The sequence below is a fragment of the Dactylosporangium sp. CA-092794 genome (assembly GCF_050948465.1).
In the GTDB taxonomy this organism is placed as follows: domain Bacteria; phylum Actinomycetota; class Actinomycetes; order Mycobacteriales; family Micromonosporaceae; genus Dactylosporangium.
Window position 1 is genome coordinate 3,813,263 of record NZ_CP192044.1, and the last position, 24,242, is coordinate 3,837,504.

16 protein-coding genes are annotated in these 24,242 nt (G+C 73.7%); 11 read left to right on the forward strand and 5 right to left on the reverse strand.

Annotated features, from left to right (window positions below; genetic code table 11):
* The first annotated feature begins 17 nt into the window (after positions 1–17).
* From ACQPXD_RS16385 to fxsT, 4 genes are all read left to right on the forward strand, one after another.
* Positions 18–2,183 (forward strand): FxsB family cyclophane-forming radical SAM/SPASM peptide maturase, encoded by a 2,166-nt coding sequence (locus ACQPXD_RS16385; RefSeq protein WP_432843870.1) that lies wholly within the window; start codon positions 18–20, stop codon positions 2,181–2,183.
* Between the two features lie 134 nt (positions 2,184–2,317).
* The gene (locus ACQPXD_RS16390) at positions 2,318–2,989 is read left to right on the forward strand and encodes a TIR-like protein FxsC (protein ID WP_432839249.1); all 672 of its coding nucleotides are present in this window, start codon (positions 2,318–2,320) and stop codon (positions 2,987–2,989) included.
* Positions 2,986–4,170 (forward strand): TIR-like protein FxsC, encoded by a 1,185-nt coding sequence (locus ACQPXD_RS16395; RefSeq protein ID WP_432839251.1) that lies wholly within the window; start codon positions 2,986–2,988, stop codon positions 4,168–4,170. The genes ACQPXD_RS16390 and ACQPXD_RS16395 overlap by 4 nt, the downstream gene beginning before the upstream one ends.
* Positions 4,167–8,102 carry an FxSxx-COOH system tetratricopeptide repeat protein gene (fxsT, locus tag ACQPXD_RS16400; RefSeq protein WP_432839253.1) on the forward strand — a complete coding sequence of 1,312 codons (3,936 nt, stop codon included), beginning with the start codon at positions 4,167–4,169 and terminating at the stop codon, positions 8,100–8,102. The genes ACQPXD_RS16395 and fxsT overlap by 4 nt, the downstream gene beginning before the upstream one ends.
* Positions 8,103–8,142: 40 nt before the next feature.
* Here fxsT and ACQPXD_RS16405 read toward each other — a convergent pair whose 3' ends face one another.
* Both ACQPXD_RS16405 and ACQPXD_RS16410 read right to left on the reverse strand, forming a co-directional pair.
* Positions 8,143–8,979, reverse strand: a complete 837-nt coding sequence (locus ACQPXD_RS16405; RefSeq protein WP_432839255.1) for an alpha/beta fold hydrolase — start codon at positions 8,977–8,979, stop codon at positions 8,143–8,145.
* Positions 8,980–9,249: 270 nt separating this feature from the next.
* Positions 9,250–10,254 (reverse strand): LacI family DNA-binding transcriptional regulator, encoded by a 1,005-nt coding sequence (locus tag ACQPXD_RS16410; protein WP_432839257.1) that lies wholly within the window; start codon positions 10,252–10,254, stop codon positions 9,250–9,252.
* A gap of 113 nt (positions 10,255–10,367) precedes the next feature.
* Between ACQPXD_RS16410 and uxaC the strand changes: the two genes are divergently transcribed.
* From uxaC to ACQPXD_RS16445, 7 genes are all read left to right on the forward strand, one after another.
* A complete protein-coding gene (uxaC, locus tag ACQPXD_RS16415; RefSeq protein WP_432839259.1) occupies positions 10,368–11,780 on the forward strand; it encodes a glucuronate isomerase in 1,413 nt (470 codons plus the stop codon).
* On the forward strand, positions 11,777–13,063 hold the full coding sequence (locus tag ACQPXD_RS16420) for an enolase C-terminal domain-like protein (protein WP_432839261.1): 1,287 nt from the start codon (positions 11,777–11,779) through the stop codon (positions 13,061–13,063). The genes uxaC and ACQPXD_RS16420 overlap by 4 nt, the downstream gene beginning before the upstream one ends.
* On the forward strand, positions 13,051–14,403 hold the full coding sequence (locus tag ACQPXD_RS16425; protein ID WP_432839263.1) for a mannitol dehydrogenase family protein: 1,353 nt from the start codon (positions 13,051–13,053) through the stop codon (positions 14,401–14,403). The genes ACQPXD_RS16420 and ACQPXD_RS16425 overlap by 13 nt, the downstream gene beginning before the upstream one ends.
* Positions 14,404–14,448: 45 nt before the next feature.
* Positions 14,449–17,175: an RNA repair domain-containing protein gene (locus ACQPXD_RS16430; RefSeq protein WP_432839265.1), complete on the forward strand. Its 2,727-nt coding sequence runs from the start codon at positions 14,449–14,451 to the stop codon at positions 17,173–17,175.
* Between the two features lie 233 nt (positions 17,176–17,408).
* Positions 17,409–19,349: a polysaccharide deacetylase family protein gene (locus ACQPXD_RS16435; RefSeq protein WP_432839267.1), complete on the forward strand. Its 1,941-nt coding sequence runs from the start codon at positions 17,409–17,411 to the stop codon at positions 19,347–19,349.
* A gap of 733 nt (positions 19,350–20,082) precedes the next feature.
* A complete protein-coding gene (locus ACQPXD_RS16440; protein ID WP_432839269.1) occupies positions 20,083–20,769 on the forward strand; it encodes a SanA/YdcF family protein in 687 nt (228 codons plus the stop codon).
* A gap of 15 nt (positions 20,770–20,784) precedes the next feature.
* A complete protein-coding gene (locus ACQPXD_RS16445) occupies positions 20,785–21,855 on the forward strand; it encodes a nitronate monooxygenase (RefSeq protein ID WP_432839271.1) in 1,071 nt (356 codons plus the stop codon).
* Here ACQPXD_RS16445 and ACQPXD_RS16450 read toward each other — a convergent pair.
* The 3 genes from ACQPXD_RS16450 to ACQPXD_RS16460 are packed head-to-tail and all read right to left on the reverse strand — an operon-like array spanning position 21,852 to position 24,180.
* Positions 21,852–22,517, reverse strand: a complete 666-nt coding sequence (locus ACQPXD_RS16450; protein ID WP_432839273.1) for a response regulator — start codon at positions 22,515–22,517, stop codon at positions 21,852–21,854. The two genes, ACQPXD_RS16445 and ACQPXD_RS16450, sit on opposite strands and share 4 nt — an antisense overlap.
* Positions 22,514–23,647, reverse strand: a complete 1,134-nt coding sequence (locus tag ACQPXD_RS16455) for a sensor histidine kinase (RefSeq protein WP_432839275.1) — start codon at positions 23,645–23,647, stop codon at positions 22,514–22,516. The genes ACQPXD_RS16450 and ACQPXD_RS16455 overlap by 4 nt, the downstream gene beginning before the upstream one ends.
* 11 nt (positions 23,648–23,658) lie before the next feature.
* Entirely contained in the window at positions 23,659–24,180 is a 522-nt protein-coding gene (locus tag ACQPXD_RS16460; protein WP_432839277.1) for a hypothetical protein, read from the reverse strand.
* Between the last annotated feature and the right edge of the window lie 62 nt (positions 24,181–24,242).

Sequence of the window (24,242 nt, forward strand, 5' to 3'; positions counted from 1 at the left end):
GCGCCATCAGCCAGTTCGTGCTGAAGGTCGCCAGCCGCTGCGACCTGGCCTGTAGTTACTGTTACGTCTACAACTCCCCGGATCAGAGCTGGCGTCATCGGCCGCGGTTCATCACACCGTCCACGGTGGACCGCGCGGCGCAGCGCATCGCGGATCACGCAGAGTCGCACGATCTGCAGGCGGTCACCGTCATCCTGCACGGCGGGGAGCCGCTGCTGGCCGGGGCCGCCCGGCTCGACGACATCAGCCGGCGGTTGCGCAAGGTCATCGGAGACCGGCTCCAACTCGGGATGCAGTCCAACGGGGTGCTGCTCACCGAGGAGATCTGCGACGTTCTCGCCGCACACCAGATCAAAGTGGGCATCTCGCTCGACGGCGACGCCGCGGCCAACGACCGGTATCGCCTGTTCCCCGCCGGACGGAGCAGTCATCAGGCCGTGAGGGACGCGCTGGCCCTGCTGCGCCGCCCGGAGTACCGCGAGTGTTACGCCGGCATCCTGTGCACCGTCGATCTCGCCAATGATCCGGTCGCGGTCTATGACGCGCTGCGGCTCGAGGAACCGCCGCAGATCGACTTCCTGCTGCCCCACGCCAACTGGGATCGTCCGCCCCGGCGCCCGGACGGCCGGGCGGCCCCGTATGCCGAGTGGTTGCTCGAGGTGCACGACCGCTGGGTCGGCACCGGCCGGCCGGTGGGGATCCGGCTGCTCGACTCCCTGCGCTCGGTGCTCGCCGGCGGCTCCAGCAGCACGGAGGCGGTCGGGCTGAGCCCGGCGGCGCTCGTCGTCATCGAGGCGGACGGCACGTTCGAGCAGGTCGATGCCCTCAAGTCGGCGTACGCCGGCGCGCCGGACACCGGGCTGTCGGTGTTCGGCAACACCGTCGACGAGGTCGCCGCGCATCCGCTGATCGCCGTGCGGCAGGCTGGGCTGGCCGGGCTCTGCGCCACCTGCCGCAGCTGCGAGGTGGTGCGCTACTGCGGCGGCGGTCACTTCGCGCACCGCTACCGCACCGGCGGCGGGTTCGACAATCCCTCGGCATACTGCGCCGATCTCAAGGAGCTGATCGGCCGGCTCCGGCCCCGCCCGGTCGGCCTGCCCGACGCGGTCCTGGAAGACCTCGGGACCGGCACCGGTTCGGCGGCCTCCGCCGCCCGGCTCGCCGCGATGCACGAGCGGATCGTCCGGGCCCACCTGGCCCGGCTCGGTCCGCGGGCCGATGCGGATCCCGCGGCGGCGCCGGCCTGGCGGCTGCTGCTGCGCCTTGACCGGGAGCACCCCGCCGCCGCGCGGCAGGTGCTCGCCCACCCGTTCGTGCGGCGCTGGGCCGCGACGGTCGACGAGCCCGGCTTCGACCTGTGGTTCCTGGCCTGCGTGGCGGCGGCGGTCGCGGTCGCGGCGGGGGCCACGGCGGAGCTGATCGTGCCGGTGCGCGACGGCCTCGTCGTGCTGCCCTCGCTCGGCGCGCTGGAGGCCGCGACCGGCGCGGACCGGATCGGGCTGTCCATTGTGGACGGCGAAGTGGCCGGCGACCCGGCCTGGCTGCGCTCGCACCGGCTGCGCCCGGGGGGCCTGGAGATCGTGCTGGAGGACACCGATCCGTACCGCGACTGCTTCGACCTGCCGGTGACGGCCCGCCTGGACCGCCCGGAGGTGCGTCGGTGGGCGGAGCGGCTCGACGGCGCGCTGCGCCTGGTGGCGGACGAGACGCCGCAGTACCTGCCGGGGATCCGCGCCACCCTGCGCGCCGTGGTGCCGCTGCGCGCCGATCCCGGCGGCGATCTGCGCAGCGCCGCCGCCCGCCGGGCGTTCGGCGCGGTGGCCGTGGCCCCGGCGCCGGACGACGCGTCGCTGGCCCTGCTGCTGGTGCACGAGGTGCAGCACCTCAAGCTCGGTGCGATCATGGACGCCTGCGAGCTGCTCGACCCGGCCATCCGTGAGACGGTCTCCGTGCCGTGGCGGCCGGACCCGCGCCCGGTGGAGGGCCTGTTGCAGGGCACCTACGCGTTCCTGGCCGTGGCCGATGTCTGGCGCAGCCGGGCCGGCCCGGCGGCCCGCGAGCGGTTCCTGCAGCACCGCGAGTGGGTGGCCGACGCCACCGGCAAGCTCATGCGCAGCGCCGCGCTCACCCCCGACGGGCGGCAGTTCGTCCGGCGCATGCGCGAGACGCTGGACGGCTGGTGATGTGCTGGCCGTTCGGCCGGTTCTCGTATCGGATGGACGAACCCCGCCGTGCAGCCGGTGTCGCGATACCTTCCGAGTGCGGTCGGTCGATATGGTTGATCCTCATCAGCGCCAGTGTTGAGCGGGAGCCACGTGTGACGGAGGAATGGCCGGAGCCGGCGCCCGGCGCACCGCTGTTCTTCCTCAGCTACGCCCGTTCCAGACGCACCGCGGCCGGCCGCGGCCGCGACGCCAATCGGCGGGTGCTCGATTTCTACGCCGAGCTGTCCGAGTACGTCTACGAGCTGGTCGCCCTGGAGCCCGGCTGCGAGCCCGGGTTCATCGACCGCTCGCTCGACGGCGGCGAGGAATGGGCCAAGGAGCTGGCCTTCGCGGTCGGCCACTGCCAGGTGTTCGTGCCGCTGCTGTCCGAGCGGTATCTCAAGAGCGTCTGGTGCGCGCGGGAGTGGGACGCCTTCACCCGCCGCGAGGTCCTGGTCAACCCCAAGGTCCCCGATGCGGGCAACCGGACGTCGGTGATCCCGGTGATCTGGAACGTCATCCACGACGACACCCCGATTCCCGAACGGATCGCTGCGCTGCAGCGGTTCAGCCCGACCGGCCTGCCCGGGCAGCGGATCGAGGCCAGGTACAAGGAGGAAGGCATGTTCGGGCTGATCGTCATCGGCAACCGGCGCGGCGACCTCAGCGCGGCGACCTGGCGCCTGGCGCAGCGGATCGTCCAGGCCAGGCACGAGCGCTGGATCGAGCCGGACGTGCCGGCCGACCTGCGGTCGCTGCGCTCCGACTTCGGCGGCACGACGTGACCGCGCCGGCGCAAGACCCGTTGTTCTTCCTCAGCTACGCCCGCCCGTCGCTGCCGGCGGCCGAGATGGTGGCGAACGACCGCGACTACTGGGTGCGCAAGTTCTTCACCGATCTCGGCGCCGCGGTCGAGAGCCACGCCGAGCGGCGGCCGGGGCTCGGCGCCGGGTTCTTCGCCGGCCTCCTGGCGCCCGGCGTCGACCTGCGCCTGGCCCGCGCCGGCGCGCTCGACGTCGCCCGGGTCTTCGTGCCGCTGTACGCCCCGCTCTACTTCGTCAACGACTGGGCGCTGGGCGAGCGGCGCTCCTTCCAGCAGCGGCTCGCCGGCGACGGCCTTTCTGCCGCGGCCGTGGCCCGGCGCATCGTGCCGGTCCTGTGGACGCCGCTGCCGCCCTGGGAGTCGCGGCCGGAGCTCGACGTGGCCCGGGAGATTCTGACCGGCACCGAGGCGGAGGGGTACGCCGAGTCGTATGCGCAGAACGGGCTGCGGATGATGTGCCAGCTCGACGCCTACGAGGAGCAGTACCGCGCCATCGTGCGGGCGCTCGCCGGGCTGATCGTCCGCGCGGCCGCCGCCGAGGCCGGCGGTCCCGAGGCCGCTCCGCGCGACGTGGCGACCGAGGCCGGTCTGGGCGACCCGGCCGCCGGCCAGAGCGTCGCCGCGACGCCGGATCCGCTGCTGCGAGTCGGCGTGCTGCCGCCCTCGGAGGGCTCCGGCTGGCATCCGTACGAGGACATCGGCCACGCCCTGCCCGTGGCCCGGTATGTCGCCGAGACGGCCGAGCGGCTGGGCGTCTCCACCGAGATCGTCGAGCTGGCGGGCGCGGCCCCGATCCGGCCCGGCCCGCTCGTGGTGCTGGTCGACGGCACGGCCGACGGTGCCGCCCTGCGCCCCGGGATCGCGGCGCTGCCGCCGTGGGCCGTGCCGGTGATCCTGCCGGGTGAGCGTGGCGCGCCGCCACGCGCGGGCGTGCTCGATATCCTGCGAGGCGCGAAGCTGCGCGGTGCGGAGACCGTCCGGCACCTCGACCAGCTGGACCGGTTCGTGTCGCTGGCGGTGTTCCGGGCCCGTAACCAGTACCTGAAGCAGATGCCCAAGGATCGCAAGCTCACCGACAGCCGGCCGAGCCTGCGCTCGGGCGCCGGTGCCGAGGAACCGCCCCGAACGGAAGAGGATCGATGACGCAGCGCGATGGTCAGGTCATCACGTTCTACTCGTACAAGGGCGGCACCGGCCGTACGATGGCGCTGGCCAACGTGGCCTGGATCCTCGCGGCCAGCGGCCACCGGGTGCTGGTCGCCGACTGGGACCTGGAGTCCCCCGGCCTGCACCGGTTCTTCCGGCCCTTCCTCGACCGCGGCCAGGTGGCGACCACCGGCGGCACGGTGGACCTGCTCGGCGAGTATGAGTGGGCGGCGACCCAGGAGGCGCCGGGCCGGCCCGAGGACTGGTACCGCGAGTACGCCCGCGTCGAGAAGTACGCCTTCTCCATCGCCTGGGACCATTTCCCGCCCGGCGGCGGCCTGGACATCATGCTCGCCGGCCGGCACAACCTGGACTACGACAAGACCGTCGCCGGCATGGACTGGGACGCGTTCTTCGACGCGGGCGGCGACGAGTTCCTCGACGCGCTCCGCGCGAACATGAAGGCCCGCTACGACTACGTGCTCATCGATAGCCGCACCGGGCTGAGCGACGTGGCGGACATCTGCACGCTGCACCTGCCCGACGTGCTGGTGGACTGCTTCACCTTCAGCTACCAGGGCATCGAGGGCGCCGCGGACGTCGCCAAGCGGGTGGCCAACTACGACAAGCCCGAGCCGCGCGCCCGCTCCCGCCGCGTGCTGCCGGTCCCGATGCGGGTCGGCGACGGCGAGACGTTCAAGGTCGACGCCGGGCGTGCCTTCGCCCGGCGCCAGTTCGGCCCGCTGCCGAGCGGCATGACCGACGACGAGCGGCGCGACTACTGGTTCACCGTCGAGGTGCCGTACCGCGAGTTCTACGCCTACGAGGAGATCCTGGCCACGTTCGGCGATCCGCCCGGCGCCCGGCGGACGCTGCTGGCCGCCTACGAGACGCTGACCGGATACATCACCGGGGACCGGGTGCGGTCGCTGCGGCCCATGAGCGACGCCCTGCGCCAGCAGACCATGGCGAAGTTCAACCGCAAGATGCAGGTCGCCGACGAGGTGATCGTCCTGCGGTACTCCCCGGCGGACCAGTCCTGGGCCGAGTGGGCGCAGGGCGTGCTTACCGCCGCCGAGGTGCGCGTGGCCGAGGGCGAGGGGGCGCTGCCGCACACCGCGTCGCGCGAGCTGGCGCTGGTGTCGCAGGCATACGACGGCATGGATCTCGACCCCGACGCCCTGGTGGTGCTGCTCGACGAGGCCCGGGGGTCGCTGAGCACCACCTCGGACAACTCGGTCTCCATCGCTGGCGAGGATGCGGCGGGGGCGGCCCGGCGGCTGTTCGACCTCGTCGGCGCCGAGCGGACCGAGGGCCGCCAGGGCCGGTTGCCGCGCTTCCCGGGTGACGCGCAGCAGGCGTTCTACGTGCCCGGCCGTAACACCCGGTTCACCGGCCGCGCCGAGCTGCTGCGCGGCCTGCGCGCCCGGCTGCGCGCCGGCGGCCCCGGCAGCGTGGTCGCCGTGCACGGCGAGCCCGGTACCGGCAAGACGCAGCTCGCGCTCGAGTACGCCCACCGCTTCCGCGGCGCCTACGACGTCGTGTGGTGGGTGACCGCCTACCCGCCGCAGTTCGTCGACGTCGGCTTCAGCGATCTCGGCCGCGAGCTGGGCCTGCCGAGCCAGCCGGCGATCCCGGACCGGGTCCGGGCGGTCCGGCAGTGGCTGGACCGCGGCGGCGCCCAGGCCCGCTGGCTGCTCGTGTTCGACAACGTCAACGAGTACCGCGACATCGAGGGCTATCTGCCCAAGGGCAACGGCCACGTGATCGTCACCACCCGCGAGCCCAACCTCAGCGAGTCCCTGACGACCGTCGAGGTCGGGCCGTTCGCGCTCGTCGAGAGCATCGATCACCTGACGAACCGGGTCGGCGCGGACCGGATCACCGGTCCCGAGGCCGAGCAGGTGGCGCGGACGGTCGCCAACCTGCCGCTCTTCGTCGCGCTGGCCGGCGCTCGGCTCGCCGACCCCGACGTGACGGTCGCCGAATACCTGGCGGACCTGCGGCGGTATCAGCCGGTGCCGGCCGTCGGCGCGGGCGATGCCGGGCTCACCCCCCTGGGCGAGGAGGCGGGCGCCGTGCCGGTCCGGCGCGACGACATCGAGGCGGTCTGGGACGTGTCGCTGGGGCGTCTCGAGGCCGACTCGCCGGGCGCGTTCCGGCTGTTGCAGCTCACCTCGGTGCTCGCCCCGGAGATCTCGCTCGACCTGCTCTACGGCGATCCCGTCGCCCGGATCATCGCCGGCCGCGACCCGGCGGTCGCCGCGCTGCTCGCCGACCGCGTCAGCGAGCGCAACATCGCCGTCGGCCTGGTCCAGCGGCTCAACCGGCTCGCCCTGATCAAGCTCGACCAGCAGCTGCGGCTGATCCAGGTGCACCAGCTGCTGCAGGCCGCCCTGCGCAAGCGGATGAGCGACCAGGAGGCGGCCGAGGTCCGCCAGGAGGTCCACCGCATCCTGGTCGAGTCCCGCCCGCCGGGCGAGGTCGAGGAGCCGACGCTGCAGCAGCGGCTGCGGATCCTATGGCCGCACCTGGACCACTCCGACGCCGTCGACAGCCCCGACGACGACGTGCGCCAGCTGGTGATCGACCGGGTCCGCTACATCTGGCAGCTCGGCGGCTACGACCAGGGCGTCCGCTACGCCCGCCAGGCCGACCGCACCTGGTCCGCGCAGCTGGAGGCGATGCCGGCCGACGACCCGCGCCGCCGCTCGCTGCTGGTCCAGCTGCTCAACCTGCGCTTCAACTGGGCCAACCTGCTGCGCAGCCTGGGCCGCTTCGAGGAGTCGTGCGGGCTCAGCGAGGACACGCTGCGCCAGCAGGAGGCGCTGATCGGCCCGGCGCACCCGCACACCTTGTCGACCGCCAACGGCTACGGCGGCGACCTGCGCGCGCTCGGCCGCTACCGAGAGGCCCTGCGCCGCGACATGCAGACCTACGAGACCTCGGTGCAGGAGTTCGGCGCCGACGACCGCCAGTCGCTCATCCTGGCGAACAACCTCGCCGCCTCGTACCGGCTGATGGGTGACTTCCGCCGGGCGATGGAGCTGGACCGGGCCACCTACGAAAGCTGGAACCGGTCGGTCGGCGGGCGGCACCCGCGGACCCTGTTGTCGGCCGGTAACCTCGCCAGCGACCTTCGGGAGGCCGGGGAGTACCGCGAGTCGGTGGACCTGCTGCGCACGGTGCTGGACGGCTACTGGGACCTCTACGGCAACCGTTCCCGCGAGGCACTCATGACCCAGGTGAACCTGGCCGGCGCGCTGCGCGGCGCCGGCGAGCTCGACGAGGCGGCCGACCTGCTCGACACCGCCTTCCACGGCATGCAGGAGGAGTCCGGCCCCAGCCACCCCGAGACCGGGCTGGCCCGCCTCGCCCGTGCCGCGACGATGCAGCTGCGGCGGGAGACCGCGGAGGCGCTGACCGAGACGACCGCGACGGAGGACATCTTCGTCCGAGCCTTCGGCGGCGAGCATCCCTACGTGCTGGCGTGCCGGGTCAACCGGGCCGTGGCCGCCTGGGACGAGAGCCGTGGGGAGACCGACCGGGAGGCCGCCCACACGCTGGCCGCGGCCGCGGCCGCCGCGCTGGAGCAGTTGCTGGGCGCGGAGCATCCCTCGGCCATGGCCGCCGCGAACAACGTCGCGGTCTTCACCATCATGCTGGGTGACGCCCAGGCGGGGCGGGCGATGATCGACGACGTGGTGCGCCGGATGGCCCGCGTGCTGGGCGACCAGCACCCCGACACCATCCGCAGCCGGGGCAATGCGGCGCTGAGCCGGGAGAGCCGCGACGGGGGCTCGGCGAGCCCGGAGCGGGCGACGGTCACCGACCTGCTGGCGAGCCGGATCGGGCAGCGTCACCCGAGCGTGGTGGCCTTCCGGGACGGGCGCTACGTGCGCCGGGTCCTGGACCCGCACCGGTACTGATCGGGCCTGCGGGCCGGGACCGGTGCCCGGCCGGCGCGGGTCAGGAGGCGCCGATCAGGGCCCCCGTGCGGGCCGGCTCGGAGCCCTGGATCAGCCACGGCAGGAGCCGGGGCAGCACCTCGATCGCGTCGAAGTGCGCCGCGTGCGGGTCGACCTGCATCGTGGCGCCCGGAATGGCCTGGTGCAGCAGGTGCGCGTGACCGACCGGGGCGAAGGTGTCGTGGGCGCCGTGCCAGATGAGCACCTTGATCTGATCGGTGTCGATCGCCGCCAGATCGAACTTCCAGTCGCGGCGCAGCGCGAGCGCGTCGTCGATCCATCCGTACGGCCCGGTGCGCAGGGCCTCCCCGTGCGACTCGACGATCTTGCGGCGCAGCGCATACTGGTTGATCGTCTGCAGGTCCTTGGGCGGCATCTGCTCCATGAGGTGGCGGATCAGGTGATACGGGTCCTGCCCCGCCTGCTTGGCCCGCCAGGCGATCTCCGCCTCGACCGTCGCGGTGTCCGGCGCGTCGCGGCCGAACCCGCGCACGTTGTCCTCGTTCATGCCGTCGTACCAGTCGACGTCGGGGCTGTCCCACGGGGCGAAGCTGACCAGGACGGCCACCCGCGTCACCATGGAGCGCACGGCCGGATGGGCGGCGCAGGCGAGCGCATGCGGACCGCCGCCCGAGCGGCCGACGATCGCGAACCGCTTGAGGCCGAGGAAGCCGGCCACGGCGGCGACATCGTTGGCCGCGTCGGCGACGTCGCGACCCTCGCGCCGGTCGGACATGCCGTAACCGGGCCGGTCGTAGCTGATCAGCCGGATGCCCTGGCGATAGAGCGCGATGCCGCGGGGCTTGGGGCCTTTTCGGCTGCCCGGCGTGCCGTGCATCAAAAAGACGGGAAAACCGTCCTTGGCGCCGGTGACCTCGAATGCGATTTTCAGGCCGTCGCCGCGTCTTGCGTACGCGGGCTCGCCGTCCTGGGACACGCCTGCCGCCCTCCAAGTGCTGCTTTCAAGGTCGCGCTCAGCGCAGCGGCTTAGTGAAACCGGTCAATGTGTCCGCATAACCGGCTGAGCACCTCAGCTTAACCGTGCGGCTGGTTGCGTGGCTACGGCAACGGCGGACAAGGACCGGAACAGACAGGAATGATGACATGTTCATCCGTTCTCAATCGCCCTACCGTCGGGTAACACCGGGCCGGTGGAGTCGCGGACGATCAGCTCGGTCTGCAGCGTGACGAGGGCCGCCGCGCGGTGGTCCTCGTCGTGGTGCAGCAGCAGATCGACCGCGGCGCGGCCGGCGGCGGCGGTCGGGGTGGCCACGGTGGTGAGCCGGGGGCGGACCAGCCGGCTGAGCGCGATGTCGTCGACGCCGACCACGCTGAGCTCGCCGGGCACCCGCACGCCCCGGTCGTGCAGGGCCTCCAGCAGGCCGATCGCCATGAGGTCGTTGTAGGCCAGCACGGCGGTCGCGCCGGTGCGCAGCACCGCCTCGGCGGCGCCGGCGCCGGCCGCCTCCGTGGGCCGCAGCGGGCCGAGCGGGGTGAGGGTGGCACCGGCCGCCCGGGCCGCGGCGGTGGCGGCGCGGCGGATCTCCCGGTTGGACCACGAGCCGCGCGGGCCGCCGAGCAGGGCGAGGTCGCGGTGGCCGAGGGCGACCAGGTGCTCGATCGCGCTCCGGGCGCCGCCGGCGACGTCCATGACGACCGCCGGCAGCCCCTCCACGGGACGGTTGACCACCACCAGGGGCACGTCCCGGCGCAGCTCGCCGATCTGCTCGTTGCTCATCCGCGGGCTGCACAGCAGCACGCCGTCGACCTGCTTGGCCAGGGCGTGGACGAGCTCCGCCTCGACCGCCGGGTCCTCGTTGGTGTCGGCGACGAAGAGGTGGTGGCCGCGCTCGCGGGCCTGCGACTCGGCGGCCTTGATCAGCGGCGGGAAGAACGGGTTGGCGATGTCGGCGACGATCAGGCCGATGTTGTGCGTGCGGCCGGTGATCAGCGCGCGGGCGGCCGGATTGGGCCGGTAGCCGAGGCTCTCCGCGACGGACAGCACGCGGCTGCGCGTGCCAGGGTTGACCAGGTGCGGCGCCGAGAACGTGCGCGACACGGTGGAGACGTGCACGCCACAGGCGCGGGCGACATCTCGGATCGTGGCGGGCACCCGATGAAGCTATGCAAAGGTTTGCCGCCATGTCAACGAGCCTATTGACCATATCCGCGGCCGATGGGCATAGTCGTACTGCAAACCTTTGCAGAATGAGGTTGGGATCGCCCATGGATGACGACCGGCTGCTGCCCGCCGAGCCGGGGGTCCGCGCCATCGCGCGGGAGCTCTACCGGCACGCCAAGGACCTGCCGCTGATCAGCCCGCACGGCCACGTCGACCCGGCGATCCTCGCTGACGACCGGCCGTTTCCCGACCCGGCCCGGCTCATCGTCGTGCCCGACCACTACGTCACCCGGATGCTCGCCAGCCAGGGCGTGCCGCCCGCCGCGCTGGGCGTGCTGGCGGTGGACGGCACGCCGGTGGAGACCGACGGGCGCACCATCTGGCGGCTGCTCGCCGAGCGCTGGCACCTCTTCCGCGGCACCCCGTCGCGGCTGTGGATCGAGCGGGTGCTCGCCGACGTCTTCGGTGTCGGCGTCCCGCTCGGGCCGGCGACCGCCGACGCGGTCTACGACGCGGTCGCCGAGCGCCTGGCCGGGCCGGACTTCCGGCCGCGGGCGCTGTTCGAGCGGTTCAACCTCGAGGTCCTGGCCACCACCGAGTCGCCGCTGTCCGACCTCGGCCAGCACGCCAAGCTCGCCGCCGACGGGTGGGGCGGGCCCGGCGGGCGGGTGATCACCACGTTCCGCCCCGACGACCTGGTCGACCTCGACTGGCCGGGCTGGGCGGAGCGGATCGACCGGTTCGGCGCCGCCACCTTCGCGCAGTTCCTCGACCGGCTGCGGCAGCGGCGGTATGACTTCATCGCCGCCGGCGCCACCTCCAGCGACCACGGCCACCCCACCGCGGCCACCCTCGCGCTGCCCCCGGCCGAGGCCGCCACGATCTTCGGCCGGGCGCTGCGCGGGCGGGCCGAGCCGGGCGACGCCGAGCGGTTCCGGGCCCACATGCTCGTCGAGTTCGCCCGGATGTCGGTCGACGACGGGCTCGTCATGCAGCTGCACCCGGGCGCGGTGCGCGACCACAACACCGCCCTCTTCGCCCGGCACGGCCGCGACGTGGGCGGCGACATCCCGAGCCCGACCGAGTACGTGCGGTCGCTGCGACCGCTGCTGGACGAGTTCGGCACCGACCCGAGGTTCCGCATCGTGCTGTACACCCTGGACGAGACGACCTTCACCCGCGAGCTCGCCCCGCTCGCCGGCGGCTACCCGGCGGTCTTCCTCGGCGCGCCCTGGTGGTTCCTGGACAGCCCCGAGGGCCTGCGCCGGTTCCGCGAGGCGGTCACCGAGACCGCCGGCTTCTACAACACCGCCGGGTTCGTCGACGACACCCGCGCGTTCTGCTCCATCCCGGTCCGCCACGACGTGGCCCGGCGCGTCGACGCGGGCTTCCTCGCCCGGCTGGTCGCCGAGCACCGGCTGCCGCTGGACGAGGCCGCCGAGACCATCGCCGACCTCGCCTACCACCTGCCCAAGCGCGTCTACCGACGCACCGTCCGCAACGGAGCAACCGGATGACCCGGATCACCGGCCTGGCCGTCCACGACGTGCGGTTCCCGACCGCCGCCGCCGGTGACGGCTCCGACGCCATCAACCGTGGCGACTACTCCGCCACCTACGTGGTGCTGCGCGCCGACGACGGCACCGAGGGCTTCGGGCTGACCTTCACCAACGGCCGCGGCAACGAGCTGACCTGCGCCGCCGTCGAGGCGCTGGGCCACCACGTGCTCGGCCACGACGTCGAGGCGCTGTGCACCGCCGAGGGCGCCCGCACCCTCACCGCCGACGTGCAGCTGCGCTGGCTCGGCCCGGAGAAGGGCATCATCCACATGGCGGCCGGCGCGCTGCTCAACGCCGTGTGGGACCTGCGCGCCCGGCTGGCCGGGGCGCCGATGTGGCGGCTGCTGGCCGAGCTGCCGACCGCCGACCTCGTCGCCGCCGTCGACTTCCGCCACATCGCCGACGCGCTCACCCCGGCCGAGGCCGCCGCGATCCTCGACGCCGGCCTCGACGGCTACGCCGGGCGGCTGGCCCACGCGCGCGAGCACGGCTTCGGGGCGTACACCACCTCCGTCGGCTGGCTCGGCTACGACGACGAGAAGGTTCGCGCGCTCACCCGGCAGGCGGTCAAGGACGGCTGGACCGCGGTCAAGATGAAGGTCGGCGGCCCGATCGACGACGACGTGCGGCGGGCCGGGATCATCCGCGCCGAGATCGGCCCCGGCGCGCTGCTGATGATGGACGCCAACCAGGTCTGGGACGTCGGCGAGGCGATCGCCAACATGGAGCGGCTGGTCGCCTTCGACCCGTACTGGATCGAGGAGCCCACCCACGCCGACGACGTGCTCGGCCACGCCGCGATCCAGCGGGCGCTGGGCGAGCGGTGCCGGGTCGCCACCGGCGAGGTCGCCGCCAACCGGGTCATCTTCAAGCAGCTGCTGCAGGCCGGCGCGATCGGGGTCATGCAGGTCGACGCCTGCCGGGTCGCGGGCGTCGGCGAGGTGCTCGCCGAGCTGCTGCTGGCCGCGAAGTTCGGCGTCGCGGTGTGCCCGCACGCCGGCGGGGTCGGGCTGTGCGAGTACGTGCAGCACCTGTCGTTCTTCGACTACCTGCGGGTCGGGCGGTCGCTTTCCGGGCGGATGATCGAGTACGTGGACCACCTGCACGAGCACTTCACCGACCCGGTCCGCATCGCCGGCGGCCGCTATCTGCTCCCGGAGCGGCCCGGCTACAGCGTCGAGCTGCGCCCGGAGTCCGTGGCGCGGTACTCCTTCCCGGAAGGGCCCGCATGGAGCGCCTGAGCCGGTCCACCGTGGACGGTCTGGATCCCGCGCTGCGCCCGGCGATCCGCCCGGGCGAGGCCGGCACCGGCATCCTGCACCTCGGGCTCGGCGCGTTCCACCGCGCCCACCAGGCCGTCTACACCGAGGACGCGATCGCCGCGGCCGGCGGCGACTGGGCCATCGCCGCGGTCGCGCCCCGCTCCCGCGACGTGCTCGATGCGCTGCTGGAGCAGGACCGGCTCTACAGCGTGCTGACCCTCGACGGCGCCGACGTCCGGCCGCGGGTCCTCGGCGTGCACGCCGAGCTGCTGCACGCGGCGAGCGACCCGGCCGCCGTCGAGGCGCGGCTGGCCGACCCGCGGATCCGGGTCGTCACGCTCACCGTCACCGAGAAGGCGTACCGCCCCGACTCGGCGATCCTCGGGTTGCTCGTGCGCGGGCTGCGGGCCCGGGCCGCCACCGGCGCGCCGCTGGCCCTGGTCAGCTGCGACAACCTGCCGGGCAACGGGCGGCGGCTGCGCGAGCTGGTCACCGCGGAGCTGGGGGAGTCCGTCGTCGAATCCGTGAGCTTTCCGTCCACCATGGTGGATCGCATCGTGCCGGCGAGTACCGACGCCACCTGTGCCACCGCCCAGGCGGCCCTCGGCTTGGTCGATCGCGCCGCCGTCGCGGCCGAGCCGTTCAGCCAGTGGGTCGTCGAGGACGACTTCCCCGGCGGCCGCCCGGCGTGGGAGCGCGCCGGCGCCATCCTCACCGCCGACGTCGCCCCGTGGGAGCGGCTGAAGCTGCGGGTGCTCAACGGCGTGCACTCGGCGCTGGCGTACCTCGGCGCGCTCGCGGGCGTGCCCACCATCGAGCGGTCCCTCGCCCTGCCCGGGATGCGCCCGCTGGTGGAGGCGTTCATCCGGGCGGACATCGCGCCCACGCTGAGCCCACCGGAGGGCGTTTCCGTCGAGGGGTACGGCGAGAGCGTCCTGCGGCGCTTCGCGAACCCGGCCCTGCGCCACCGCACCTTGCAGGTGGCCATGGACGGCTCGCAGAAGCTCCCGCAGCGCCTGGTGGGCACGATCGCCGACCGCCGCGCGGCGGGCGCCGTGCCCCGCTACGCCGCGCTCGTCCTGGCCGCCTGGATGCGCTTCGCGCGCGGCGAGGCCGACGACGGCAGCCCGCTGCCGCTGGACGACCCGCTCGCCGACCGGCTGCGCGCGGCCGCCTCCTCGCCGCGGACGCTGCTCGCGCTGGAGGAGGTGTTCCCGCCCGGCTTCGCCGACGACGCCGAGCTGTGCGCCGCGATCGCCGAGTGGTCGCGCTCCCTGGACCGCCACGGCGTGCTCGGCACCCTGCGGGCCCTGGCCTGAGAAATCGCTCGCCGCATGGGCGAGCGGGTGCCTACGCTTCCGGCCATGGCGAAGGCGCACGGCGGCGGACTGCGGCCCGTGCAGGACGTCGTCTCCCGGATTCGGTACGACGCGGCCATCGACGCGGCGCGGTTCGTCGTCGGCTACACCGAGCGCGGCGCGGGGATCCGCGAGACGCCGCTGCTCGCGTTCGTCGGCGGCGGGGACGTGCCGTGGCACCGGGTGCAGTATCTCAAGGCCGGGCCGGTCACCGTCTGGGACCGCCAGGCCCGGGTCGACCTCGTGTTCGGCTCCGGCGACGGGCCGCCCGCCGACCTGGCCGCGGTGCTGCGCGAGCCGCCCGCACCGGCGCCGGTCCCGCCGCGCCCGCGCGGGGGCCGCCGGGCCGTCGCCGCCTTCGACGCCGCGGCCTGCCTGCGCTTCGACAGGGCGGCCGGGGAGTGGGTGCCGGCCGGGCCGCCGGCGCCGGTGCACGCCGACGCGGTCCAGGTCGCCACGTTCAACGTGCTCTCCGACGCCTACGACCGCGAGCTGACCTACCCCGAGCGGCGGGTGCCCGCCTGCGTGGAACTGCTCGAGAGCCTCGACGCCGACGTCGTCGCGCTGCACGAGGTCACCCACGAGCTCTGGGCCGCGCTGCTGGCCGCGCCGTGGGTCCGGGCGCACTACTGCGTCTCCGCCGGTCCCGACGCCGAGATCGGATACGGTACTACGCTGCTCGCCCGCTGGCCGCTGGCGCTGGAGGTGCACCGGCTGTCGGCCTACAAGCGGCTGGTCCTGGGCCACACCGTGCTCAACGGCCGGCCGGTCGGGTTCGTCGCCGCGCACCTGACCAGCGACCACACCGAGGGCGCCGAGCAGCGCCGCGAGCACCAGCTGCGGGTCATCGACGAGCGGGTCGGCCGCGGCGACCTCGCCGCCGCCGTCGTGCTGGCCGACCTCAACGCGGGCGACGACGCCGCGCCGGCCGTCCCCGGCTACACCGACGCGTGGCGGGCCGTGCACCCGCACGACGCCGGGTTCACCTTCGACCCGGCGGTCAACCCGCTCGCCGCCGTCGCCTCGCGCACCGGCCGGGCCGCCCGGCTGGATCGGATCCTGGTCCGCGGGCCGCTCACGCCCGTCGTTGCCGAGCGCTTCGGCGACGAGCCGTTCGCGCGGGACGGCGGCGCGCCGAGGTACGTCTCGGACCACTTCGGCGTCACCGCGCTGCTGCAGCCCGCCGCCCAGACCATCGGTTCGCCCGCGGTGCACACCTCCGCGCTCGTCGTGCGCCCGCCCGAGCGGGTGTGGGGCCCGATCCAGGCGATCCGCGCGGCGCACGACCCGTCCTACCGGCGCTGGATGCCGCACATCAACCTCGTCTACGGCTTCGTGCCGGAGGTCGACTTCGCCGCCGCCGCGCCGGTCGTGGCCGCCGCGGTCGAGGGAACCGGCCCGATCCGGGTCCGGCTGGCCCGGGTGCGCCGCTTCGAGCATCGCGGCAGCACCACCGTGTGGCTGGAGCCGCAGACCGACCCGCCGGGGGCGCTGCACCGGCTGCAGGGGGCGCTCGCGGCGCGGTTTCCCGGCTGCACCGAGCAGGACACCCGCGGCGAGTCCGGCTTCACGCCGCACCTCACCATCGCGAAGCTCACCGGGCCGGCGGAGCGGGTGGCCGAGCGGATCGCGGCGATCGAGCGGGACTGGCGGCCGGTCGAGTTCACGGTGACCGCCGTCGACCTGATCAGCCGGCGCTCGGACGAGCCGTTCGTGGTGCGGCACACCGTGCCGTTCGCGACCGGCCACGGCGCGGCGCTGCGGCTCGTCACCGAGGCCTGCACGGCGCTGCGGCCCGGCTCGCGGGTCTACGTGGTCGGCTCCGTCCGCCTCGGCGTCGCCACGCCCACCACGGACCTGGACCTGGTCTGGGCCTCCCGCCGGGGCGCTGCCACGCCCACCACGGACCCGGACTCGTTCCGGGCCTCTCGCCGGGGCGCTGCCACGTCCACTACTGACATCGACCCGCCGCCGGCCCCTCCCTCAGTTGCCGACATTTCGGAAATGTCCGAACTGGTCGATCTGCTCCCGGGGGCGCGGCTGGCCGGGGCGGTGGTGCCGGTGGTGCGGGCGACGGTGGCCGGGGTCAGCGTCGACGTCCAGCACGTCGCGGTCCGGGACGTCGACCGGCTCGACCCGGACGACCCGGCGCTCGACGACGCCGGCCGCCGGGCCGTGCTCGCCGTCCGCGACGCCGACGCGCTGCTCGAGGGCCTCGACCCGGCCGCGTTCCGGGCGCTGCTCTCGCGGGTGCGCGCCTGGTCCCGCGAACGCGAGCTCGACGGCGCCGCCTGGGGCCTGGTCGGCGGCTTCAGCTGGGCCGTGCTCACCGCCGAGGCGATGCGGCACAACGTCACCGACCTCGACGGCTTCCTGCGCCACTGCGCCGGGCACCCGCGCCGGCCGCGGGCGGGGGACCGGCACGCCTACTGGCCGGTGTACTCGCCCGCCCCGCCCGGCGTGAACACCACCCGCACCATGACCCGCGCCACCGCCGAGCTGGTCACCGCCGCCCTGGCCGGCCGCCCGGTGGCGGAAAGCCACGATCGGGTGATCACGCTCCCGGGCGACGACGACCTCGACGGCCGGGTTCTGGGCCTGATACTGGCCCTGGAGGACGCGGGCGCCCGCGTCCGGCCGTACCCTCGCCGCCTCCAACTGGGCCTCGACGGTGGCACCCCCGCCGCCGTCGACGCCGCCCTCACGGCTCACCCTCGGGCGCGCCTGAGTTAGTCCTAACGGGCGATAAGGGGTGGCCGTTTTCCTGAAGTGATGCAGGTCGCGGCAGGGTGATACCGCGTCACCGAAGAGGGCTACTTGTGGTGTGTTGACGGTGAATGTGCCGGATTGGTCAGATACCACGTCCGAGGTTGCTCACCGTGACGAAGGGGTTTCGAGACGTGCGCCTGTACAGATTGCTCATAGGCGGGGTTCTGGCGGCTGTCGTCTCCACGCTGTTGCCCAGCGTGACGGCGTACGCGATCGGCGCCAACCTCATCGGTAATCCGTCGGCCGAAACCGCCGCCGGCACGGGGCCGGCGAGCTGGACCTTCGACAAGTGGGGCACGAACGCCGCCACGTCGAGCTGGCAGAGCGGCGGCAAGGACGGGCAGAAGAGCCTGCTCATCACGATGACCTCGCGCTCGTCCGGCGACGCGAAGTGGATGGCGGCGCCGGTCACCGTCAAGCCGAACACCAAGTACGTCGTCTCCGACTGGTACATCAGCAACGTCCAGACCAGCCTCGAGGTCGTCTACACCGACGCCGCCGGCAAGCAGACCTTCGTGTGGCTGGCCGACGCCGCCGCCTCCAGCGCCTGGAAGCAGCTCTCGATCGAGTTCACCACCCCGGCCAACGCGGTGAAGGCGTCCGTCTACCACGTGCTGGACAAGAAGGGCAGCCTGCAGACCGACCTGTACTTCCTGGCCGAGTCCGGCGCCTCCACGCCGACCCCGACGCCCGCCTCGGTGCAGCTGACCGCCCCGGCCAACGGCGCCACGGTCAGCGGCACCCAGCAGGTCGCGGCCACCGCCAGCGCCGACGTGGTCGGCGTGAAGTTCGCCGTCGACGGCGTCGACCTCGGCGCCGAGGACACCGCGGCGCCGTTCACCGCCAGTTGGGACACGAAGAAAGCCACGAACGCGGTCCACACCGTGACGGCCACCGCGCGCACCGCCACCAGCGCGACCGCCGCCACCACCAAGGTCACCGTCACGGTGAACAACGCGACCACCCCGCCGCCGACCACCCCGCCGACCACCCCGCCGCCGACCACGCCGGGCAACCTGATCGGCAACCCGTCGGTGGAGACCGCGTCGGGCACCGTGCCCGCCGGCTGGAGCAGTTCCGCGTGGGGTACGAACACGTCGACCTTCGGCTACCTGACCACCGGCCGCACCGGCAGCCGCAGCATCAAGACGCAGATCTCGAAGTACACCAGCGGCGACGCGAAGTGGAGCCCGGCCGCGGTCACCGTCACGCCCGGCAAGACCTACCAGTACGCCAACTACTACCAGTCCAACGTGGACAGTGAGATCGACGTCGAGGTCACCATGGCCGACGGCTCGCAGCAGTACGCCTACCTCGGCACCGCGCCGGCGTCGGCGAGCTGGGCGAAGGTCAGCGCGCAGTACATCGCCCCGGCCGGCGCCACGAAGATCACCGTCTTCCAGGTGCTGGCCAAGGTCGGCTGGGTCACCACCGACGACTTCTCGCTGAGCGAGTACACCCCGGCGCAGCTCAACCGGGCCCTGATCAGCCTGACCTTCGACGACGGGTGGCGCTCGCAGTACACCGCCGGGCTGCCGCTGCTGGACAAGTACAACATGGACGCCACCTACTACCTGCTGACCAGCACGATCGACTACCCCGACTACATGACCAAGGCGCAGATGGGCGACCTGGCCACGCACGGCATCGAGCTGGCCTCGCACACCGTCGACCACCCGCACCTGCCCACGCTCACCGCGGCACAGATCGACGCCGAGCTCAAGGACAGCCAGGCGACGCTGCGGCAGTGGTACGGCACCGGCGTGGCCAAGAACTTCGCGACGCCCTACGGCGAGTACAACGCCACGGTGCTGACCACGAGCAAGAAGTACTACCGCTCGCACCGTTCCACCGACGAGGGGTACAACACCAAGGACGGCACCGACGTCAACAACATCAAGGTGCAGAACATCCTCAACACCACCACGCCGGCACAGGTCGGCCAGTGGATCGACCAGGCGATCCGGGACAAGAGCTGGCTGGTGCTGGTGTACCACGAGGTCAGCACGACGGCGGAGGACCCGACCTACGCGGTGACGCCGGCCAACCTGGAGGCCGAGCTGAAGCTGATCCAGAGCAAGAGCATCGCGGTGCGCACCGTCGACCAGGCCCTGGACGAGGTCGTGCCGCAGCTCTGAGCCGCCGCCCGCGGCCAGCACGACGAGCCTGGGGTGGACCGCGCGGGACTTGTGGGCCTTGCTGGCCGGCAAGGATCCCGCGGTCCACCCCAGGACCGCGTTCGGCCGCTCCCTGCCGGCGCCTAACCGCTGCCGGTCGGCGGCACGACGGCTACTTCGTCCCCGGCACCGAGACCCTGACCGCGTCGGCCGCCATCGCTCTCGGCGCGACCCCGCCCCGCAACGGCTGTAGCCCGCAACGCCCATGCCGGCGCGGTTCGCCGAAGGCGTTCATCCAGGCGCGGGCGTGTTCGGTGGCCCGCCGCGCTTGGCCGAGCCCTCGATCGGCGTGATTCCGGCGGCCATCGGGCATCGCGACCGAATCTCTCCGCGATCATGCCGCGGTCGCACCCGTATCGCGTGTTTTTCATGATCGTGGAATGATTATGTACCTATAGGTACCATATGTCTCCGTGATCATGAAAAACACGCCGCGCGCCAGTGAGAGTCGCATGATCGCGGAGAGAATGTGCGGTCGAGTCGTGGCGGGTAAGTGCGGCGAAAAGTCACGACGCCTAGCGGCGTCATGACTTTTCGGACTTTTCGCCTGTCGGGGTATAAGTCCGAAAAATCCGGACGCGGAGCGTCTGGATTTTTCGTTTTCGTGGAGCAAGTCGTGGAGCGAAGGGGTCGGTATCCGTCAGGGTTCTGACCGTCGGCGGACGCGGGGGAGCGAGGGGGTCATGCTGCCCGTATGGTGAGGCTTGTCGATCTTGTGCGGCGGCGGTGGCTGGGGGTCGTGCGCGTCGCGCTGGGGGCCGGGGTGCTGGTGCTGGGGCTCACCGGGGCGCCCAGCGGCTGGCTGTGGGCCGAGGCCCAGGGGCACGTCTACACCGTGCAGGACGTGCCGGCGGCCCCCGTCGCGCTGGTGCTCGGGGCGCAGGTCTACCCGGACGGGTCGCCGTCGCCGTTTCTGGCGGCTCGGCTCGACATCGCCCGGCAGCTGTACGGCCTGGGGAAAGTCCGGGCGATCCTCGTCTCCGGCGACAACAGCCGGCCGGACTACGACGAGCCGTCGGCCATGCGCAAATGGCTGGTCGAGCACGGCGTCCCGGAGTCCAAGGTGGTGCTCGACTACGCGGGCTTCGACACCTACGACTCCTGCGCGCGGGCCGTGCGCATCTTCGGCGTCCGCCAGGCGATCGTCATCTCGCAGGGGTACCACGTGCCGCGGGCCGTCGCGCTGTGTCGCCACGTCGGCATGGACGCCAGCGGCGTGGGCGACCAGAGCATGCGGCAGTTCCACAAGCCGTGGATGACCGGGGCGTTCCGGGAGTTCGGCGCGGCCGACAAGGCCGCCTGGGACGTGCTGTCCGGCCGGGACCCGGTGTACCTCGGCCGCCACGAGACGGGGGTGGATGACGCGCTGCGCGCCGGCTGAGGGCACGATCGAGGTATGACGTCACCACTTGGCGGGCCGGCCGGACCGCTCGGCGGGCCGCTGGCCGGGCTCGGTGTGCGCAACCCGGTGCTCGCGGCGCCCATGGCCGGCGGACCGACCACGCCCGCGCTCGTGCTCGCCGCCGGGCGGGCCGGGGCCCTGGGGTTCCTCGCCGCCGGGTACCGCACGCCCGAGGACCTCGCCGGCCAGATCGCGGCCGTGCGCGCGGGCGGCGGGCTGTTCGGGGTCAACGTGTTCGCGCCGAACCCGGTGCCGGTCGACTCGGCGGCGTTCCGCGAGTACGCGGCGAGTTTGCGGGCCGACGGCGAACCGTACGGGCTCGACCTGGCCGGCGCCGGGATCGTGGAGAACGACGACCACTGGGCCGACAAGCTCGACCTGCTGCTGAGCGACCCGGTGCCGGTGGTGTCGTTCACGTTCGGGCTGCCGCCGAGAGACACGATCGCGGCGCTGCGGCGGGCCGGGAGCCTGGTCGTGCAGACGGTCACCTCGGCGGACGAGGCGCGGGCGGCGGCGGACGCCGGCGTGGACGCGCTCGTCGTGCAGGCCTCGGCGGCCGGAGCGCACTCGGGGACGTTCACGCCGGCGGTGTTGCCTGCCGCGGTACCGCTGCCGGACCTGCTGCGGTCGGTGTGGCAGGCGCTGCCGCTGCCGGTGCCGATGTTCGGGGCCGGCGGGCTGGCGACCGCGGACGACGTCGCCGCCGCACTCGGGGCCGGGGCCGTGGCGGTGCTGGCCGGGACCGCGCTGCTGCGCACCGACGAGAGCGGCGCGTCGGCGGTGCACAAGGCCGCGCTCGCCGAGCGGGCCGGCGCGCCGACGGTGGTGACCCGGGCGTTCAGCGGGCGGCCGGCGCGGGCGATCCGCAACCGGTTCGTGGCCGAGCATCACGACGACGCGCCGCTGGGCTATCCGGCGGTACACCATCTCACCACGCCGCTGCGCCGGGCGGCGGCCGCGGCCGGTGACGCCGAGCGGGTCAACCTGTGGGCCGGCACCGGCTTCCGCCACGCCCGCACCGGCCCCGCCGAGGCGGTGCTCACCGAGCTCGCCGCGAAAGCCTAAGCCGTCAGGCCGTGTTCGTAGGCGTAGCGCACGGCCTGGGCCCGGTCGCGGACGCCGGTCTTGGCGAACAGCCGGTTGACGTGCGACTTGACCGTCACCTCGGTCACGTACAGCCGCTGCGCGATCTCCCGGTTGGACAGCCCGGCCGCGATGAGCCCGAGCACCTCGGCCTCCCGGGCGGTCAGCCCGTCGGGCAGCGGACCCGCCGCGGGTGCCGGGGCGCAGGGGGACGGCGGGCGGCCCTCGACCGCGGCGGCGAGCAGGCGCTGCTGCACGTGCGCGTCGAGCACCGACTGCCCGGCCGCGGCGGCGCGCACCGCCTGGGCGATCTGCACGCGGCCGGCGTCCTTCGTGAGGTACCCCAGCGCGCCCGCCCGCAGCGCGGACAGGATGTGCTCGTCGTCGGCGTACGTGGTGAGCACGACGACCCGCGTCTCGGGGTGCTCGGCGCGGATCAGCCCCGTCGCCTCCACCCCGTCGCGGCGCGGCATCCGCAGGTCCATGAGCACCACGTCGGGCCGGTGCCGCGCGACCAGCTCCAGCGCCTGCTCGCCGTCGGCCGCCTCGCCGACCACCTCGACGTCGTCGAGCAGGCCCAGCATGACGGCGAGCCCCTCGCGCACCGCCGTCTGGTCGTCCGCGACCACGACCCGAATGGTCATGCGGGCATCTTCACATCCACCGACCAGCCGCCGTCGCACGGCCCGGCCTCGACGCTGCCGCCGGCCAGCTCGGCGCGCTCGCGCAGCCCGGTCAGGCCGTACCCGCTGGACAGGCCGGTGGCGGGCGGACCGGCCGGGCCGTCGTTGCGCACGGTGAGCCGGACCGTGCCCGGCAGGTACGCCAGCCGCACGTCGACCGCGCTGCCCGGCGCGTGCTTGCGCACGTTGGTCAGCGCCTCCTGCGCGCCGCGGAACAGCGCCAGCCCGGTCTCCGCCGTGAGCTCGCGCGGCGCGCCCTCGACCGCGAACGCGGCCGGGGCGCCGAGATCGGCCCGGTAGCCGGCGGCCAGCTCGCCGACCAGCTCGGCCAGCGGCACCGGGTCGCCGCGCAGCGCGCCGACCGCCCGGCGGGTCTCGGTGAGCCCGTCGCGGGCCAGCCGCCCGGCCCGGTCGACGATGGCCGCGGCGTCGGCCGCCCGGTCCCGCTCCAGCAGCGCGGCGGCGGTCTCCAGCTGTACCGACAGCGCCGACAGCGAATGCGCGAGCACGTCGTGGATCTCGCGGGCCAGCCGGGCCCGCTCGGCCAGCGCCGCCGCCTTCGCCTGCTCGCCGGCCAGCAGCCGGTCCTGCGCGGCGCGCTCCTCCCGCTGCCGCCGCACGAGGGCGAGCAGCAGCACGAGCAGCATCGCGCCGGTCCACAGGACGATCGGCTCCAGCGGCGTGCCGACGACGGCGAGCGTGATCGCGAGGGCCACCGCGCCGGCGCCGGCGAGCACGGCGGCGACCACCAGCGGCAGCGACGCCACCCCCATGGCCACGGCGGCCAGCAGATAGCACGGGCCGAATCCGCCCGGGCCCACCGCGGTCAGCCAGAGCCCGGCCAGCATGCAGGCCGCCACGGTGTACCGCTGGATCCGCTCCCCGCCGGCCCGCAACGCCATCGCCGCCCAGGCCGCCCCGCCGGCCGCCACCCCGGCGAACAGGGCCAGGCCCCGGCCGGTGAGGCCCGGCCGGGGCTCGCCCTGGAACATCGCGATGGTCACCAGCACCACGAACAGGAGGCTGCGCATCTGGCGCCACCGGGCGATGTGGCGGTCGGTGACGGTGAACACCGCACCAGTCTGCGTCATCGGGGGCGCGGTCAGAGCCGGCCGGCGCCGGAGCGGGCGTCCCGGCGGGCCCCGCGCGGGGCGAACGGCGCGCCGGTGGCGATCGCCCGGCGGCCCACGATCGCGGCCTCGCCGAGGAAGCTCAGCCCGAGGATCAGCAGCAGGCCCGCGGACAGCACGTCCTGGTCGGCGCCGAGCGCCCGGCCGGCGAGCAGCTGCCCGACCCGCAGGACGATCAGGGCGAGCCAGACGACGGCGGTGATCCAGGTGTAGCGGTACCACACATGGCCGTTGCGCACGAAGACCCGCACCGTCAGGCCGCGCAGAATCCCGCCCAGCACGGCGACGACGGCCCCGGCGCCGAGCACCGCGCCGTCGGCGGCGGCGCTGTGCACCGCGGAGAAGTGCAGGTGGGAGAGGGTGTACCCGCCGAAGACGACGAGGATCAGGGGCGGCACGACGAGGCGCCGGGCGCCCAGCGGCTCGCCGGCGAACCGGCGGGCCATGAGCAGGACGATGACGGCGAGGGCGATCAGCGCGGTGGTGAGGCTCATGCCGATGACGCTATGGACCGGGCCGCCTCCGCACCGCCACCCACGGGTGGAATCGCGCCGGT